This window comes from Chromobacterium sp. FG22, from assembly GCF_057809415.1.
Genome location: NZ_JBMDJX010000022.1, coordinates 23,053 through 39,516, shown reverse-complemented (window position 1 = coordinate 39,516; position 16,464 = coordinate 23,053). Strand labels below are relative to the sequence as shown.

Below are 16,464 nucleotides of genomic sequence, written 5' to 3'. Positions count from 1 at the left end.
TGTCTGCTGCGCGTCGGCGATACGGCGTTGAAAACAACTTCGAAATGCTCATGTACCACTTGTACATTCCGCTTTCTCAGCTGTTTTCGCCTTGTCTCGCTCTAGCTCGCGAGACTTTGAACAGGCTCTACGACTGGCGGATAGGGATACCAGGGAGAACAGGATGATGCTGAGCGAATTTGGAGCGGAGCCCGCGCGGCACAAGGCGGCGCTGATGTTCCGCGGAGAGGGCGGGGCCAATATCCTGCATGAGGACGCCTGCCTGCCGGCGCTGGTGATCAAGGAGGCCGCGCTGGACGGCAATATCCGCTGGATGCAAGGTTTCGCGGACGCGATGGGGGTCTCGCTGGCGCCGCATGGCAAGACCACGATGACGCCGGCCATTTTCCGGCGGCAATTGGCTGCCGGCGCCTGGGGGCTGGGCGTGGCCAGCGCGTTTCAGGCCCAGGCGGCGGTGGCGGCCGGGGCCGAGAACGTGATCATCGCCAATCAATTGCTGGGCCGGGCGAATATGGAGCTGCTTGCCGCGCTGCTGCGGCAAGGGCGCGCCGCCCTCCATTGCTGCGTAGACAGCGTGGACAATGCGCGGCGGCTGTCGGACTTTTTCGCCGCCCGGCAACTGCGGATGTCGGTCTTGCTGGAAATGGGCGCGCCCGGCGGGCGTTGCGGCTGCCGCACCGAGCGGCAGGCTTATGAACTGGCGGAGCACATCGCCAAGCTGCCGGGCCTGGCGCTGGCCGGCGTGGCCTTCTACGAGGGCGTGATCCATGGCGACGACGAGCAGGCGGACATCGCGGCGATACAGGCGCTGATTCAGCGCGCGGTCGCGGTGTGCGGCACGCTGCTGCGCAACGGCGACTTCGCCGGCGCGCCGGAAGTGTTGCTGACCGGGGCCGGCTCGGTCTGGTTCGACATCGTCAGCCGGCAGCTGCGGGACGCCGGCCTGTCCGGGGTGCGTCATGTGATCCGCCCCGGCTGCTATGTGACGCAGGACCACGGCATCTATCGGCAGGCTTACGCCGCGCTGCAAGCGCGCGAGCCGCTGGCGGCGCGGCTGGACGGCGGGCTGTCCCCTGCATTGGAATTGTGCGCGCTGGTGCAGTCGCTGCCGGAGCCGGGCCTGGCCGTCGCGGGCTTGGGTAAGCGCGACGTGGCCTTCGACGCCGGCCTGCCGCAGCCGTTCGCGCAGTACCGCCAAGGGCGGCGCGTGGATTTCACGCCCGGCGGCCTGCGCACCCGCGCCTTGATGGATCAGCACGCCTTGCTGGACTGCGGCCCCGGCCTGGACCTGCGGATAGGCGATTTGCTGGTGTTCGGCAGCTCCCACCCTTGCCTGAGCTTCGACAAATGGAAGCGCGTGTTCCTGGTGGACGAGGAGTACCGGGTGAGGGAGGAATGGGAGACGGTGTTCTGAAGCGGCTTATGCGCTGCTGAGCGGAAAACGCCTTGTCCCGCCCTGGCTCGCGAGACTTTGAACCGCGGCTAAGCGACGGGTAGGAAAATTTCAGCGCCTGACCCTAAGGCTTGGATAGGCTGGAAATCCTTTTCATTCTAAATGACATTTGAATTTTGTTTTGCTACGCTCCCTGGCAAAATCAGGAGCGAGCGGACATGATCAAGCAATGGATGGGCCTGGCCCTGCTGTTGGGCGGCTTGGGCGGCGCGGCGCAGGCCGGCGAGGCGTTTGGCGCGCCGGGACTGACGGCGGTGCGCGGCCCGGCGGCCAAGTCTTTCGTGGGCGTGGCGACGGAAGGGCCGTCGCGGGTGTATTTCACTGGCTATCGCGGCGTGGTGTCCGAGGTGTTCTACCCGGCGGTGGACACCCAGGCGGCGGTGGATCTGCAATTCCTGGTGGGCGACGCCGGCGGCGGCTTCGTCGACGAGGAAAAGCGGCAGGACTACCGCGTGCAGCGGCTGCATCCGCGCAGCATGAGCTGGCAGGCGCAGACTGGCAACCCGGCCCATCACTGGCGCATCAGCAAGCGCATCTTCACTGATCCGGCGCGCGACGCGCTGATCCAGCGCGTCACCTTCAGCGCGCTGGACGGCCGCCGCGTCGGCGATTTCCGACTTTATCTGCTGTTCAAACCCTATCTGGACAACGCCGGCGCCGGCAATAGCGCCGCCACCCTGGCGCGCGCCGGCGGCGGCGCGGCCTTGGCGGCCAGCCGCAATCAGCGCGCCTCGGCGCTGCTGAGCAGCCTGCCGTGGAAGACGCAGAACGGTCGCCGCATGCTGTCCAACGGCTTTGTCGGTCTCAGCGACGGCTGGACCGATCTGCTGGGCGGCGGTGCCGACAAGCGCATGGACTGGACTTTCGATTCCGCCGGCAACGGCAATGTGGCGCAGATGGGCTGGCTGGACTTGGGCGACCCGCGCGCGGCCAGCGTGTCCTTCGACGTGGTGCTGGGCTTCGGCGCCAGCCAGGGGCAGGCGCTGGACACGGCCGAGGCGGCGCTGGGCGGTGACCTGGGCGCGGCGCAGCGGCGCTACGACGCCGGCTGGCAGGCTTACGCCGCCGGCCTGTCCGATCAGGGCGGCAGCGCCGACGACGGCTACTACCTGGCGGCGATGACGCTGAAAACCATGCAGGACAAGGCCAGCGGCGCGATGGTGGCCGGTCTGGGCACGCCGTGGGGCGCCAGCCAGGGCGACGCCAACGCCGGCGGCTATCACCTGGTGTGGCCGCGCGACCTGTTCAAGTTCGCCAACGCCCTGCTCACCGCCGGCGACCGCGCCACCGCCGCGCGGGTGACGGATTATCTGTTCAACACCTTGCAGCAGCGCCGCGACTGCGGCGCGGCGGAATACGACGCCGCCGGCTGCCCGGACGGCTTCAGCCGCAACGGCCGCTTTCCGCAAAACGCCTGGGTCAGCGGCGCGCAGTATTGGCAGGGCACCCAGATGGACGAGCAGGCCATGCCCATCCTGCTGGCCTGGCGCCAGGGGCCGGCGGTGTATTCGCCGCTGTGGCCGCGTATCAAGCTGGCCGCCGACTACATCCTGAGCGCCGGGCCGTGGACCTACCAGGAGCGCTGGGAGGAAAACAGCGGCTATTCGCCGTCCACGCTGGCGGCGCAGATCGCCGGCCTGGCCGCCGCCGCCGACATCGCCCGCGCCAACGGCGACGACGCCAGCGCCGCGCGCTATCTGTCCGCCGCCGATTACTGGCAGCAGAACGTGGACGCCTGGACCTTCACCCGCAGCGGCGGCTTTGGCGACGGCCGTTATTATCTGCGCCTCAATCCGTCCGCGCGCGCCGGCGGGGCCGGCCGCGCCGGCCAGGCGCCGGCGCTGAGCCCGGACACGCCGCAGGCGCTGGAAGTGAAGAACGGCGGCGGCGGCCGCGACGCGCGCCGGGTGGTGGACGGCGGCTTCCTGGAACTGGTGCGCATGGGCGTGAAGCGTGCCGACGATCCGGCGGTGCTCGCCACGCTGGGCATTTACGACGCGGTGTTGGGCCAGCGCTTGGACCTGCCCGGCGCGCCGGCGCTGCCGGTCAACGCCTGGTTCCGCTACAACTTCGACGGCTACGGCGAACGCAACGACGGCGGCGATTTCGCCGGCAGCGGCGTGGGCCGGTTGTGGCCCATCTTCACCGCCGAGCGCGGCGTCTACGAGATTGCGCGCCAGGGCGGCGGCGCGGCCGGCCAGCCCTATCTGGCCGCCTTGAAGCAACTGGCCACGCCGGAGGGCATGCTGCCGGAACAGGTGTGGCCGCACAGCGCGGTGCTGCCGGACGGCTGGGCGGTGGAGACGCCGGCCGGCAACCGCGCCGGCACGCCCACCCGCTCGATCGCGCCGCTGAGTTGGGCGATGGGCGAGTACATCAGCCTGCTGGCCTCCATCCGCGCCGGACGCGTCGTCGATCTGCCGGAAGCCGCCTGCGCGCGTTACTACGCCTGCCGGGTGGAACCCAAGGCCGGGGAGGCGACGGTGGAGATCCAGGCCGCCGCCACGACCAGCTGGGGGCAGCAGCTGTACGTGACCGGCGCGGCGCGCGCGCTGGGCAATTGGAACACCGATCTGGGCCTGCCGGCGGACGCGGCGGCCTACCCGCTGTGGAAGACCCGGGTCAATCTGCCGGCCGGCCAGCGCATCGAGTACAAGTACTACCGCAAGAACCCTGACGGCAGCGTGAGCTGGGAGCAGCACGCCGGCAACCGGGTGTTGCAGGCGCCGGCCGGCGGGCTGACGCTGAGTGATCAGGTGAACTGGTAAGAACCTGTTTACGATCTGCTGCGCGTCGGCGATACGGCGTTGAAAACGAACTCAAAATGCTCATGTACCACGTGTACATTCCGCTTTTTCGCTCGTTTTCGCCTTGTCTCGCCCTAGCTCGCGAGATCGTAAACAGGTTCTAAGAGCCTGTTCAAAGCCTGCTGCGCGTCGTGAAGCGTTGCACGGTGAGTACGAGCTCAAAATGCTCATGTACCACTTGTACATTCCGCTTTTTCGCTCGTTTTCGCCTTGTCTCGCTCTTGCTCGCGAGACTTTGAACAGGCTCCAATACGCTATTGATTTATTTGGAATATTGAAAGCAAATTTAATTACTTTTTGATATTAAACATGGCTTTTATAGTGTGCTGAGTCCCCCTTGTTCAGGAACTCGCCATGTCCATGTTCATCTCCCGCCGTTCCCTGCTGGCGCTCAGCCTCGCCAGCCTGTCCTTCCTCGCCTTGGCGGCACACGCCGCCGAGGCGCCCATCGTCATCGGCTACCAGACCGGGGTTGATCCCTCCAAAGTGGCCCAGGCCGACGGCTTGTATGAAAAAGCCATCGGCCGGCCGCTGCAATGGCGCAAGTTCGAGAGCGGCGCGGAAGTGCTGGCCGCGCTGGCCTCCGGCGATGTGCATATCGCCGATCTGGGCTCCAGCCCGCTCAGCGCCGCCGCCACCCGCCAACTGCCGATCCAGACCTTTCTGATCGTCGCCGAGATCGGCAACTCCGAGGCCTTGGTGGCGCGCAAGGGTAGCGGCATCAAGACCCCGCGGGACCTGATCGGCAAAAAGGTGGCGGTGCCCTATGTCTCCACCACCCATTACAGCCTGCTGGCCGCGCTCAAACACTGGAAGCTGGACCCGGCCAAGCTGTCCATCGTCAATCTGCGCCCGTCCGAGATCAGCGCCGCCTGGCAGCGCGGCGACATCGACGCCGCCTATGTCTGGGACCCGGCCTTGAGCCAGGCGCTGAAAAGCGGCTCGGTGCTGGTCAATTCCGAACAAGTGGGGCAGTGGGGCGCGCCCACTTTCGAAGCCTGGGTGGCGCGCAAGGATTTCGCCGCCGCCCAGCCGCAGGCGCTGGCCGCCTTCGCCAAGGTGACCTTGCAGGCCTTCGCCGATTACCGCGCCAAGCCGGCGGCCTGGAGCGCCGGCTCGCCGCAGGTGGCCAAGATCGCGCGGCTGACCGGGGCCGATCCGGCGCAGATTCCCGGCCTGCTGGCCGGCAGCCGCTTCCCGCTGGCGCAGGAGCAGCTGTCGCCGCGCTTGCTGGGCGGCGGCACCGCCAAGGCGCTGCGCGACACCGCCTTGTTCCTGAAGGAACAGAAGAAGGTGGAAGCGGTGCTGCCGGATTATCAAGCCTATGTCGAGCCGCGCTTCGTGCGGCTGGCGCAGCCGCGCTGAGCGCGAGGAGGCCGCGATGGCGAGCTTGATCGTGGAAAACGCCGGCGTCAGCTACGCCGGCCCGTCCGGCCCGGTGCAGGCGCTGGACCGGGTGTCGCTGGAGCTGCGTTCCGGTGAGATCGTGGTGGCCCTGGGGCCGTCCGGCTGCGGCAAGTCCACCTTGCTGGGGCTGATGGCCGGCTTCCAGACGCCCAGTCAGGGCCGGGTACTGGCCAATGGCCGGCCGGTGCGCGGGCCGGGCGCGGATCGCGGCGTGGTGTTCCAGGACGACGCGCTGATGCCCTGGCTCAACGCCGAGGACAATGTCGCCTTCGGCCTGCGCCTGCGCGGGGTGCCGCGCGAACAGCGGCGACTCGAGGCGCGCCGCATGCTGGGCTGGGTGGGGCTGGAAGCCTTCGCCGGCCACGCGCTAAGCCAGATGTCCGGCGGCATGCGTCAGCGCCTGGGCCTGGCGCGCGCGCTGGCGGCCGATCCCGACTTCCTGCTGCTGGACGAGCCCTTGGGCGCGCTGGACGCGCTGACCCGGGAAAAGATGCAGTCGCTGATCCTCAGCCTGTGGCAGCGCAGCGGCAAGGGCATCTTCCTGATCACCCACAGCATCGAGGAAGCGCTGTTCCTCGGCACCGAGCTCTTGGTGCTGACGCCGCGCCCCGGCCGCATCGCGCTGCGGCAGAAACTGGGCTTCGCCCACCGCTACGCCGCCGGCGAATCGGCGCGCTCGATTAAGGCCGATCCCGCCTTCATCGCCATGCGCGAGCATTTGCTGGACTGGATTTTCCGCGCCGAGGAGGCCGACCATGCCGCCGCTTGAACTGACTGAATTGGGCCCGGCCGCGCAGGCCGAACTGAGCGCGCCGCCGCCGGCCCATGCCCCCGCACCGTTCTCCGGCCGCTTCGCCGCCTGGCGTCGGCGCTGGCCCAGCGCGTTGTCGGTGGGCGGCCTGCTGCTGCTGTGGTGGGCGGCCAGCGCCGGTGGCTTGGTGTCGCCGCTATTTCTGCCCGGCCCGGCCCAGGTGGCGACGCGGCTGGTGGATCTGGCCGTTAACGGCTTCATGGACGCCAGCCTGTGGCGTCACGCCGTCGCCAGCCTGGGCCGGGTGGGCCTGGCGCTATTGCTGGCCGCGGCCACCGCGGTGCCGCTGGGCATGCTGATGGGCCTGAGCCGGCGCGCGCATGCGGCGCTGGACCCGCTGATCGAGTTCTACCGGCCGGTGCCGCCCCTGGCCTACCTGCCCTTGATCGTGATCTGGTTCGGCATTGGCGAGGCCAGCAAGGTGCTGCTGATCTATCTCGCCATCTTCGCGCCGCTGGCCATCGCCACCGCCGCCGGCGTGCGCCGCGCGGACCCGGCGCGGCTGCAGGCGGCGCGCTCGCTGGGCGCCAGCCGCGGCCAGCTGCTGCGGCTGGTGGTGCTGCCCAGCGCGCTGCCGGAGATTCTGACCGGGCTGCGCATCGGCCTGGGCGTGGGCTGGTCCACCCTGGTGGCGGCGGAGCTGGTGGCCGCCACCCGCGGCTTGGGTTTCATGGTGCAGTCCGCCGCCCAGTTCCTGGTCACCGACGCGGTGATCGCCGGCATCCTGATCATCGCCTGGATCGCGCTGGCGCTGGAATTGGGGCTGCGTTGGGTGGAGCGGCGCTTCGCCGGCTGGGCCGCGCCGGAACGTTTTTGAGCGAGTTTTCAACTTTTTGGATTGGGTTTCCGCCGCGCGGATAAGGAGCACATTCATGAGCCTGCAACTGCAAGCCATCAGCCCGGCCCTGGGGGCCATTGTTTCCGGCGTCGATCTGAGCGCGCCGCTGTCCGGCGCCGAGCGCGACGCGATCGAGGCGGCGCTGCTGCGCCACCAGGTATTGTTCTTCGAGAACCAGCCGTTGACGCCGCGCCAGCAGCGCGACTTCGCTGCCCGCTTCGGCGATCTGCACCTGCATCCGGTCTACCCGACGGTGGCGGAGCAGCCGGAAATCATCGTGTTGGACACCCATGTCGACAATCTGCCGGACAACGACAACTGGCATACCGACGTCACCTTCATCGCCACCCCGCCGCTGGGCGCGGTGCTGGCGGCGCGGCAGCTGCCGGACGTGGGCGGCGACACGCTGTGGAGCAGCAACAGTGCCGCTTACGACGCACTGTCGCCGGCCTTGCGCGGGCTGCTGGACGGCCTTAGCGCCGAGCACAGCTTCGTCCATTCCTTCCCGGAAAGCCGCTTCAAGGACACGCCGCAATACGCGCGCTGGCAACAGGCCAGCCGCGACCATCCGCCGGTGGTGCACCCGGTGGTGCGCACCCATCCAGTCACCGGCCGCAAGGGCCTGTTCGTCAACGAAGGCTTCACCACTCGCATCCTGGAACTGGCGCCGCGCGAGAGCGATGCCTTGCTGGCCCTGCTGTTCGCCCACGCCGCGCGGCCGGAATTCACCGTGCGCTGGCGCTGGAAGGAAAACGATCTGGCGTTCTGGGACAACCGCGTGACCCAGCATTACGCGGTGGCGGATTACCTGCCGCAGCGGCGGGTGATGCACCGCGCCACCATCCTGGGCGACCGGCCGCGTTGAGCGCGGCGGAATGAGCAGGAAAAGGAAACCCGGCATTGCCGGGTTTTTGCATTCCATTTGCCTGAAAATGATGAGCGTTCTCCAATCATCATAATGTCTATGCAGCGTCAGTAAAGGGCTTGGTGCGTATATTTGATAACACTGTTTTGGCATAAATGGCGTCGACCGGCATAGCTGCGCAGCAGTATGATGCTGGACTTTCCGAGTTGGATGTTTAGAGAGAATAAAAATGAAGATCGCAAAAAAATGCGTCGTGCTCGCTATGGCGGCGACAGCGGGGCTGAGCGGCTGCGCGACGGAAAACTCGCGCGCGTTGACGGTGGCGCAAGTGGAAACCGCCGGCAAGCCCTACGCCGGCCCGCGCTCCCCCATCGCGGTAGGCAAGTTCGACAACCGCTCCAGTTATATGCGCGGCATTTTCTCGGACGGTGTGGACCGTCTGGGCGGCCAGGCCAAGACCATCCTGATTACCCATCTGCAGCAGACCAGCCGCTTTAATGTGCTGGACCGCGACAACCTGGAAGAAATGAAGCAGGAAGCGGCGTTCAGCAAGCAGGCGCAGGCGGTCAAAGGCGCCACCTACGTGGTGACCGGCGACGTGACCGAATTCGGCCGCAAGGAAGTGGGCGACCACCAGCTATTCGGCATCCTCGGCCGCAGCAAGCAGCAAATCGCTTACGCCAAGGTCAACCTCAACATCGTCAAGGTGGCGACCTCGGAAGTGGTGTACTCCACTCAGGGCGCCGGCGAATACAGCTTGTCCAACCGCGAAATCATCGGCTTTGGCGGCACTGCCAGCTATGACTCCACGCTGAACGGCAAGGTGCTGGACCTGGCGATGCGCGAGGCGGTGAACAAGCTGACCGCGGCCATAGATTCCGGCGCCTGGCAGCCCGCCAAATAAGACCCGCTAACAAAACCCCTGATCCTGCGTTGCGCCCCTTGTCGTACCCCTGGTACTGCCTGCGTCGGCGCGCCTTGGCTCAGGTTCTCTGCGAGGTTTTGTTAACGGCTCTGAGCGTTAAGCAAGCCTCGAATGATTACAAGGCGGGCCTTGCGGCCCGTCCGTGCTAGCTATTGCAAGATTGAACATCATGAAACACAAGATGGCGAAAACGCCGCTATTGGCGCTAGCCCTGCTGGGCGGCGCATTGTTGACCGGCTGCGCCAGTCAAAACTCGCTGTACCAGTGGGAAAGCTACCAGCCCCAGGTCTACCAGCACTTCAAGGGCGCGGCGGCGGAAGAACAGGTGACCGCGCTGGAGCGCGATCTGCAGAAGATCCGCGCAAGCGGCAAGACCCCGCCGCCGGGCTATCACGCCCACCTGGGCATGCTGTACGCCAGCCTGGGTAAGGGGGATCAGATGGCGCAGGAATTCCAGACCGAGAAGCAGCTGTTTCCTGAATCCGCCGCCTATATGGACTTCCTGCTGAAGAAAGCCAAGAAGTGAAAGACCGCACCATGATCAAACGCATTGCCCAATGGCTGGCCTGCCTGGCCATCGCGGCGCTGGCCACCGGCTGCGCCAGCCACAAGCCTTATGACTACACCGCCTACAAGCAGAGCCGGCCGCGCTCCCTGCTGGTGCTGCCTCCGTTGAACGAATCGCCGGAAGTGGCCGCCAGCTACGGCATGTTGTCGCAAGTCACCATGCCGCTGGCTGAAGCCGGTTACTACGTGTTGCCGGTGACGCTGGTGGACGAAACCTTCAAGCAGAACGGCATGAGCACGGCCTCGGACATTCACGGCGTGGCTCCGGCCAAGTTGAAAGACATCTTCGGGGCCGACGCCGCGTTGTACGTGACGGTGAGCAAGTACGGTACTCGCTACAGCGTGATCAGCAGCGACACCGTGGTATCCGCCAGCGCCAAGATGGTGGACCTGAAGTCCGGCGCGGTGTTGTGGAGCGGTTTCGCCACCGCCTCCAACAATGAGGGCAACAACAACTCCGGCGGCGGCCTGGTGGGTCTGCTGGTAACCGCGGCGCTGAAGCAGATCATCAACAGCGCCACCGACGCTAGCCACGATATGGCGGGCGTCACCAGCCAGCGTCTGTTCAGCGCGGGCCATAACGGCGGCCTGTTGTACGGTCCGTACTCTCCCAGATACGGGACGGACTGAGTTCGCAAGCAATCCCAAACACCCAGCCCGGCACTGCCGGGCTTTTTTACGGGGTTGTGCAGCGTATATCTTCAAATGAAATGATATTGGCATTTTAATTTAACGGTTTTCGGGTAATATCCGTTCGCCATAAAAACGGCGGGCGGCGCGCCCGTCTCGGCATATCACAATCACAAGAGAAACCGTCATGAAGAAATTTACGCTCGCCCTGCTGTTGTCCGCCGCTTTCGCGCTGCCCAGCGCCCAAGCGCTGGCCTGGGGCCAGGAAGGCCACCGCGTCACCGGCTACGTCGCTCAGCAATTGTTGAGCCCCCAGGCCAAGGCCGCGGTCAATCAATTGATCCCCAACGCGGACTTCGCCCAGCTGGCCTTGTACATGGACCAGCACAAGCAGGAATTGAAACAGCAGCTGCCGGGCTCGGATCAATGGCATTACAACGACGAACCGGTGTGCGACGGCGTGGAAGAGGACGATTGTCCCAGCGGCAACTGCGCGTCCAATCAGATCGGGCGCTACAGCAAGGTGCTGGCCGACAAAACCGCGAGCAAGTCCGCCCGCGCCCAGGCGCTGACCTTCCTGCTCCACATGATCGGCGACATCCACCAGCCGCTGCACGCGGCCGACAACCACGACCGCGGCGGCAACGACGTCAAGACGCGGCTGGCCGGCAGCAACAAGACCGGCAATCTGCATTCGGTGTGGGACACCGCCCTGGTGCAGCAGGCCTTGAGCGGCGCCAACGAGCAGAGCTGGGCGACGCAGAACCTCAAGTACTACGCGCGCAACATCGCCGGCTGGCAGAGCGGGCAGGTCAATGACTGGATCAAGGAATCCAATCAGTACGCGCGCAGCGAGGTCTACGGCCCGCTGTCCAACTTCAGCTGCGGCCAAGCGCCCAGCGACGTGGCCTACCTGGACCGCACCTACCAGACCGCCGGCGCTCAGCTGGTCAAACAGCAGCTGGTCAAGGCCGGCGCGCGCATCGCCATGGTGATCAACCAGGCGCTGCAGTAAAACGGCGCGTCCGCGCTAGAATGGCGGCTCCGTCGTCACCGGAGCCGCCATGTCCATTCACGAGCTCAGCCTCAAGGGTTTCCGTTCCATCCGTCAGCTGCGGCTGGAGCTGGAGCCGCTCAACGTCGTCGTCGGGCCCAACGGCTGCGGCAAATCCAATCTCTACAAAGCGGTGCGCCTGCTGCACGAGGCCGCCTGCGGCCGCCTGTCCGCGGCGCTGGCGGAAGAGGGCGGCATTCAGAAGGCGATGTGGGCTGGCGGCCTGCGCCGCGGCGACCGCAAGGGCGAGCCCAAGCGCATGGCGCTGGCGGCGCGGCTGGCCGATTACGACTACGAATTGCAACTGGGCTACCCCGAGCCCAGCCGCAGCCTGTTCTCGCTGGACCCATTGGTGAAGGAGGAGACGTTGTGGCTGGCCGGCCAGGGGCGCCGCCCCTCGGCCCAGGTGCTGGAGCGGCGCAATCAGAGCGCCTTTCTCACCAGCGTGGACGGGGTCAGGACCACCTATCCCTTGGGCCTGCAGGCCGAGGAGTCGGTGTTCGGCCAATTGGCTGAGCCGCATCTTTATCCCGAGGTGTCGCAAGTGCGGGAGACGCTGCGGCGCTGGCGTTTCTACCATGAGTTCGCGGTGTGGCCCGGCTCGCCGCCGCGCGCGCCGCAAGTGGGCATCCGCTCGCCGGTGCTGGCGCACGACGGCGGCAACCTGGCGGCCGCTTTCCAGACCATTGTGGAGATCGGCGACGTCGAACTGCTGCACAGCGTGCTGGCCGACGCGTTTCCGGACAGCCGCTTCCAGACGGAGGCGCTGCATGGCCGTTTCCAGATGCTGATGCAGCGCGACGGCATTCTGCGGCCGCTGGAGGCGGCCGAATTGTCCGACGGCACCTTGCGTTTCCTGTGCCTGGCGGTGGCCTTGCTCAGCCCGCGTCCGCCGGCCTTCATGGCCTTGAACGAGCCGGAAAACAGCCTGCACCCGGACTTGTTGCCGGCCTTGGCGCGGCTGATCGCCGAGGCCGGCCGCCACAGCCAGCTGTGGGTGACCAGCCATTCGCCGCGCTTGGCGGAGCTGATCGCGCGGCACCGGCCGCTGCGCCGTTTCATGCTGGCGCAGCGCGACGGCGAGACGGTGTTGGCGGACGAGGATTGAGCCGGGGCCGCGAGGCCGGTTCGGCATTTTCGGAAAGTGAAAATGGATGGATGCGAGGCGGAATATTTGCATGTAGAATCCCCGCCGCCATACCATTTAAATATAAGAAAGAACTTTCCGTGAAAAAACTATTTGCCGCTGCTTCTCTGTTGGCCCTGCTGTCCGGCTGCGCCTCCACCACGCTGGCCACGCCCGAGGCGGACGCTCAAGCCAAGCAGTTCAACGCCCAGCCGGCCAAGGCTCGCGTCTACATCTATCGCAACGAGGCGATGGGCGCCGCCGTGAAAATGAATGTTCTGGCCGACAACAAGGCCTTGGGCGACACCGTGGCCAAAACCTACATCATGGCCGATCTGGAGCCGGGTTCGCACACGCTGGTGGGCAAGGCCGAGAACGATTCCAGCCTGACCCTGGACATGGTGGCGGGCAAGATTTACTACGTTTGGCAGGAAGTGAAGATGGGCGTGCTGTACGCTCGCAACAAGCTGCAGAGCGTTGACGAGGCCGAAGGTCAAAAAGGGGTGAAAGAGTCCCAACTGGTGCAGTCGCCGCAATAAGACACGGCGGCGGCGCGGCTGAGTTCGCCGCGTTCCGTAAAAAAGCCCAAGCGGATGCTTGGGCTTTTTTCATGGCTCAGACCACGTGCTCAGACCGGTTGCAGAAACAGCGCCTGCTCCGCCGCGCGGCGGCGGGTGAGGCCGGGCAGGACTTTGCCGCCGGCCTTGTTCCAGCGCGGAAACTGGGCGGCGGCGCCGGCGTAGTCGCGCTGATTAAGCAGGCGCAGCAGGGTGGAGTTCTGCAGCGAACCCAGGCCCAGGTTGTAGCTGAAGCTGAGCAGCGCGTCGAACTGGTTCTGGTTCAGCGGCACCTGGACCAGCCGGGAGACGCCGGTTTCGAAGCGGTTCAAATCGCGCGTCAGCAGCGCGTCGGCCTGGGCCTGGCTGATGACCAGACCCGGCGTCACGTCCGGACCGGTGTGGCCGTAGCCTATGGTCCAGACGCCCACCGCGTCCTGGTAGGCCTTGAGGCGCAGGCCTTCGAATTGCTGGATCAGTTTGACGCCGTTGGCGCTGATATTCATGTCGGGCTCCTGGGAAGGGCCCCCGGCGGACGCGGAGAAATGCTCGGAAGAATCTGAGGCGGGAGGAGAAGCGGGCGGGGGCGGGACCGGCCGCGCGGGGCGGTCCGGGTGCGTCGTTCCCATTATGCTCAGGGCCCGGAAACGGGCCGAGGCGACGGGTGTCAGTGGCGTAGTTGGACCTGTTTACGATATTTTGAGTTTTGAATCCGCTACGCGGATGATGATTTAGGGCCGGTTCCGCCCGGCAAACGGAAAGGGGAATTTGCGCGGCCAAATTCCCCTTTACCCCAAAGGCCGCCCTGCAAGCCTGGCCTGCGGCTTCCCGCCTGGTCCCGTCAGGCCCGAGGCGCGGCTGAACTCGCGATTTGCTAGCGTCAAATCGCTCGAACAGGCAGCCGCTTAAGACCTCGGGCCTGCCACCCGTCGGCAGGCTTGAAGGGAGTGAGGGCGCGTCGAATACGCGGTTTCCATTGTATTAACGATGCGGCAACCCGCGAATCATTAAAGCCTTTGAACTGGCTACTAGTAAACAAAGCGCTCGCGCAGGTCTTCCAGGTTCAGCTCTTTCAGAATCGCCTCCTGGCGTTCGCGCGCGCTGTTTTTGCGCTGGCCGGTGTACTTGGCGATGATCAGCTCGTTCTTCATCGAGTGTTCCCAGCCCACCAGCTCGGTGACGGTGAGCTGATAGCCGCGCGCTTCCAGCTGCAGGCAGCGCAGCACATTGGTCAGATGGCTGCCGAACTCGCGGGTGTGGATGGGGTGCCGCCACATCTCGGACAGCGGAGTCAGGCCGAAGCTCTGGTTTTTCTTCTGACGCAGCACGCCGGCTACTTCCGCCTGGCAGCAGGGCACCAGCACGATGTAGCGCGCGTTCTTGGCCAGCGCGAAGCGGATGGCGTCGTCGGTGGCGGTGTTGCAGGCGTGCAGCGCGGTGATGATGTCCACCTGCTCCGGCAATTGCTCCGAGGTGATCGACTGTTCCACGCTCAGGTTCAAAAAGCCCATGCGTTCGAAGCCTAGGCGGGCGGCCAGCTCTTGCGAGCGGCTGACCAGTTCCGGCCGGGTTTCGATGCCGTAGACGCTGCCGGCGGCCTTGTCCTTCAGGAACAGGTCGTAAAGGATGAAGCCCAGATAGGATTTGCCGGCGCCGTGGTCGGCCAGGCTCATCTCGCCTTTTTCCGCCAGCACGTCGGCCATCAGCGGCTCGATGAACTGGTACAGGTGGTAAACCTGTTTCAGCTTGCGGCGGGTGTCCTGGTTGATCTTGCCGTCGCGGGTCAGGATGTGCAGCTCTTTGAGCAGTTCCAGCGATTGCTGGGGTTTGATCTCGGGAATCAGGCTCATGGCGGCCTCCTGCGAAAAACGAATCGCCGGATTTTAGTCCAATTCGCGCCGGCGCGCTTGGGCGCTGTTTCTGATCCTTCAGGTTCGGAACCATTGCCCAATGCCTTGAATCCGCTTCGCGGATGATGATTTAGGGCCGGTTCCGCCCGGCGAACGGAAAGGGAGATTTGCGCGGCCAAATCTCCCTTTACCCTAAAGGCCGCCCTGCAAGCCTGGCCTTCGGCTTCCCGCCGGGGCCCGTCAGGCCCGAGGCGCGGCTGAACTCGCACCGCGCTAGCGTCGCGGTGCTCGAACAAGCAGCCGCTTAAGACCTCGGGCCTGCCACCCATCGGCAGGCTTGAAGGGAGTAGGGGCGCGTCGGATACGCAGGTTTCCTGCGTAGCTAACAAGGTTTCAAAGTACTGAAAAAGAATCGTGAACAGGTTCCCAGGCTCAGCCTGCAATGACCGGCTGCGCGCTGATCCGCTCCAGCCAGCGCAGCATGTCCTGCTCCACTTCCACGCGGTTGGTTTCGTTCAGCATTTCGTGGCGGCCGCCGGGGTAGACCGTGGTCTGCACATCGAGCAGGCCGGCCTCGCGGTAGCGGATTTCCAGTTGGCCCAGGCCCAGCTTGCCCAGGCTGACCGGGTCGCGGCTGCCGGCCAGCAGCCAGACCGGACAGCGGCGCGGCAGGCTGTCGCCGCTCGCCTCGCCACGCTCCATGGCGATGATGCCGCCGAACAAATCTATCCACAGGCCGGGGCAGGGGTCGAAGCCGCATAGCGGGTCCGCCAGGTATTTGTCCACTTCCGCCGGGTCGCGGCTCAGCCAGTCCATGCCGGTGCGGGCGGGCAGAAAGCCCAGGTTGAAGCTGCCGAAGACCAGCCGCGCCAGCAGCCGGCTGGGGCGTTCCGGGCTGCCGAAGCGGGCCACCAGCCGCGCCAGGCCGCGCAGCAGCCAGGCCAGCGGCCGCTGGCGGTAGCCGGTGGCGGACAGGATCAGGCCGGACAGCGCCGCGCCGTGGCGCAGGAAATAGGCGCGGGCGATGAAGGAACCCATGCTGTGGCCGAACAGCGCCACCGGCAGGCCGGGATGGCGTTCCGCGGCGTGGCGGCGCAGGGTGTCCACGTCGGCCACCACCTTGTCCCAGCCGCCGTCGGCAGAGAAATGGCCGCGCAGCCGCGGCGCGGCGCCGTGGCCGCGGTGGTCGTGGGCGTAGACCGCGTAGCCGGCGGCGGTCAGGGTTTGGGCGAAGCGGTGGTAGCGCACCGCGTATTCGCTCATGCCGTGGGAGATCAGCACCACGGCGCGCGGCGCGCCGTCCGGCAGCCAGCAGGCGGCGTGCAGGATTTCCCCGTCGTCGGCGTTCAGATGGAAGGTTTGCATGGTGTTGAGCCCTTTTATGGCCTGTTTTGACTGCGCCGCGGCATCAGGGTTGCGGCGAAGCGGCGGCTTCACAGCAGAACATGGCGCAAGGATGCTGGCAAGCGCTATCCAAATGTCCTGGCCTGTTCGCCGCCATGGGGTGGGGGCCGTTTTGCTAGGCCTTCCCGGACGCGCCGCGCTTGACCAGACCAAGCTGGGTGGGCACCATG

General features: G+C 66.0%; 15 protein-coding genes. 12 read left to right on the top strand and 3 right to left on the bottom strand.

The genetic code is table 11. The features are described from left to right. The first annotated feature begins 163 nt into the window (after positions 1–163). The 12 genes from ACODSD_RS18750 to ACODSD_RS18695 all read left to right on the top strand — a co-directional run bounded on the left by ACODSD_RS18750 (position 164) and on the right by ACODSD_RS18695 (position 13,022). Positions 164–1,414, top strand: a complete 1,251-nt coding sequence (locus tag ACODSD_RS18750; RefSeq protein ID WP_488878021.1) for an alanine racemase — start codon at positions 164–166, stop codon at positions 1,412–1,414. A gap of 197 nt (positions 1,415–1,611) precedes the next feature. Beyond that, positions 1,612–4,221 carry a glycoside hydrolase family 15 protein gene (locus ACODSD_RS18745; RefSeq protein WP_488878020.1) on the top strand — a complete coding sequence of 870 codons (2,610 nt, stop codon included), beginning with the start codon at positions 1,612–1,614 and terminating at the stop codon, positions 4,219–4,221. A 393-nt stretch (positions 4,222–4,614) separates the two neighbouring features. Then, positions 4,615–5,625, top strand: a complete 1,011-nt coding sequence (gene tauA, locus ACODSD_RS18740) for a taurine ABC transporter substrate-binding protein (protein WP_488878019.1) — start codon at positions 4,615–4,617, stop codon at positions 5,623–5,625. A gap of 16 nt (positions 5,626–5,641) precedes the next feature. Further along, positions 5,642–6,436, top strand: coding sequence for a taurine ABC transporter ATP-binding protein (locus ACODSD_RS18735; RefSeq protein ID WP_194427204.1), 795 nt, complete (start codon positions 5,642–5,644; stop codon positions 6,434–6,436). Next, the gene (tauC, locus tag ACODSD_RS18730) at positions 6,423–7,295 is read left to right on the top strand and encodes a taurine ABC transporter permease TauC (RefSeq protein WP_488878018.1); all 873 of its coding nucleotides are present in this window, start codon (positions 6,423–6,425) and stop codon (positions 7,293–7,295) included. Before ACODSD_RS18735 ends, tauC begins: the two co-directional genes overlap by 14 nt. Positions 7,296–7,350: 55 nt before the next feature. Then, positions 7,351–8,181: a taurine dioxygenase gene (tauD, locus tag ACODSD_RS18725; RefSeq protein ID WP_488878017.1), complete on the top strand. Its 831-nt coding sequence runs from the start codon at positions 7,351–7,353 to the stop codon at positions 8,179–8,181. Positions 8,182–8,410: 229 nt separating this feature from the next. Beyond that, entirely contained in the window at positions 8,411–9,085 is a 675-nt protein-coding gene (locus tag ACODSD_RS18720) for a CsgG/HfaB family protein (RefSeq protein ID WP_488878016.1), read from the top strand. 190 nt (positions 9,086–9,275) lie between these two features. Next, complete coding sequence (locus ACODSD_RS18715) at positions 9,276–9,632, top strand: DUF4810 domain-containing protein (protein WP_488878015.1); 357 nt, start codon at positions 9,276–9,278, stop codon at positions 9,630–9,632. An 11-nt stretch (positions 9,633–9,643) separates the two neighbouring features. Continuing rightward, entirely contained in the window at positions 9,644–10,303 is a 660-nt protein-coding gene (locus tag ACODSD_RS18710; protein WP_488878014.1) for a DUF799 domain-containing protein, read from the top strand. A 187-nt stretch (positions 10,304–10,490) separates the two neighbouring features. Then, a complete protein-coding gene (locus tag ACODSD_RS18705) occupies positions 10,491–11,318 on the top strand; it encodes a S1/P1 nuclease (RefSeq protein WP_227106258.1) in 828 nt (275 codons plus the stop codon). A 49-nt stretch (positions 11,319–11,367) separates the two neighbouring features. Next, entirely contained in the window at positions 11,368–12,465 is a 1,098-nt protein-coding gene (locus ACODSD_RS18700) for an AAA family ATPase (protein WP_107801458.1), read from the top strand. Between the two features lie 119 nt (positions 12,466–12,584). Beyond that, the gene (locus ACODSD_RS18695; RefSeq protein ID WP_200123092.1) at positions 12,585–13,022 is read left to right on the top strand and encodes a DUF2846 domain-containing protein; all 438 of its coding nucleotides are present in this window, start codon (positions 12,585–12,587) and stop codon (positions 13,020–13,022) included. Positions 13,023–13,111: 89 nt separating this feature from the next. On the opposite strand, the gene ACODSD_RS18690 is transcribed toward ACODSD_RS18695, so the two are convergent. The 3 genes from ACODSD_RS18690 to ACODSD_RS18680 all read right to left on the bottom strand — a co-directional run bounded on the left by ACODSD_RS18690 (position 13,112) and on the right by ACODSD_RS18680 (position 16,255). Then, positions 13,112–13,546, bottom strand: a complete 435-nt coding sequence (locus ACODSD_RS18690; protein WP_488878013.1) for a lysozyme — start codon at positions 13,544–13,546, stop codon at positions 13,112–13,114. A 522-nt stretch (positions 13,547–14,068) separates the two neighbouring features. Then, positions 14,069–14,890: a class I SAM-dependent methyltransferase gene (locus ACODSD_RS18685; protein ID WP_107801461.1), complete on the bottom strand. Its 822-nt coding sequence runs from the start codon at positions 14,888–14,890 to the stop codon at positions 14,069–14,071. A gap of 432 nt (positions 14,891–15,322) precedes the next feature. Further along, entirely contained in the window at positions 15,323–16,255 is a 933-nt protein-coding gene (locus ACODSD_RS18680) for an alpha/beta hydrolase (RefSeq protein WP_488878012.1), read from the bottom strand. Positions 16,256–16,464: the final 209 nt, after the last annotated feature.

What these genes read in the sequence shown, in the direction of transcription:
- ACODSD_RS18710 (WP_488878014.1), top strand. Translation starts at nt 9,644, where the DNA reads ATGATCAAACGCATTGCCCAATGGCTGGCCTGCCTGGCCATCGCGGCG.
- ACODSD_RS18735 (WP_194427204.1), top strand. Translation starts at nt 5,642, where the DNA reads ATGGCGAGCTTGATCGTGGAAAACGCCGGCGTCAGCTACGCCGGCCCG.
- ACODSD_RS18700 (WP_107801458.1), top strand. Translation starts at nt 11,368, where the DNA reads ATGTCCATTCACGAGCTCAGCCTCAAGGGTTTCCGTTCCATCCGTCAG.
- tauD (WP_488878017.1), top strand. Translation starts at nt 7,351, where the DNA reads ATGAGCCTGCAACTGCAAGCCATCAGCCCGGCCCTGGGGGCCATTGTT.
- ACODSD_RS18750 (WP_488878021.1), top strand. Translation starts at nt 164, where the DNA reads ATGATGCTGAGCGAATTTGGAGCGGAGCCCGCGCGGCACAAGGCGGCG.
- ACODSD_RS18715 (WP_488878015.1), top strand. Translation starts at nt 9,276, where the DNA reads ATGAAACACAAGATGGCGAAAACGCCGCTATTGGCGCTAGCCCTGCTG.
- ACODSD_RS18745 (WP_488878020.1), top strand. Translation starts at nt 1,612, where the DNA reads ATGATCAAGCAATGGATGGGCCTGGCCCTGCTGTTGGGCGGCTTGGGC.
- ACODSD_RS18680 (WP_488878012.1), bottom strand. Translation starts at nt 16,255, where the DNA reads ATGCAAACCTTCCATCTGAACGCCGACGACGGGGAAATCCTGCACGCC.
- ACODSD_RS18685 (WP_107801461.1), bottom strand. Translation starts at nt 14,890, where the DNA reads ATGAGCCTGATTCCCGAGATCAAACCCCAGCAATCGCTGGAACTGCTC.
- ACODSD_RS18705 (WP_227106258.1), top strand. Translation starts at nt 10,491, where the DNA reads ATGAAGAAATTTACGCTCGCCCTGCTGTTGTCCGCCGCTTTCGCGCTG.
- ACODSD_RS18720 (WP_488878016.1), top strand. Translation starts at nt 8,411, where the DNA reads ATGAAGATCGCAAAAAAATGCGTCGTGCTCGCTATGGCGGCGACAGCG.
- tauA (WP_488878019.1), top strand. Translation starts at nt 4,615, where the DNA reads ATGTCCATGTTCATCTCCCGCCGTTCCCTGCTGGCGCTCAGCCTCGCC.
- ACODSD_RS18690 (WP_488878013.1), bottom strand. Translation starts at nt 13,546, where the DNA reads ATGAATATCAGCGCCAACGGCGTCAAACTGATCCAGCAATTCGAAGGC.
- tauC (WP_488878018.1), top strand. Translation starts at nt 6,423, where the DNA reads ATGCCGCCGCTTGAACTGACTGAATTGGGCCCGGCCGCGCAGGCCGAA.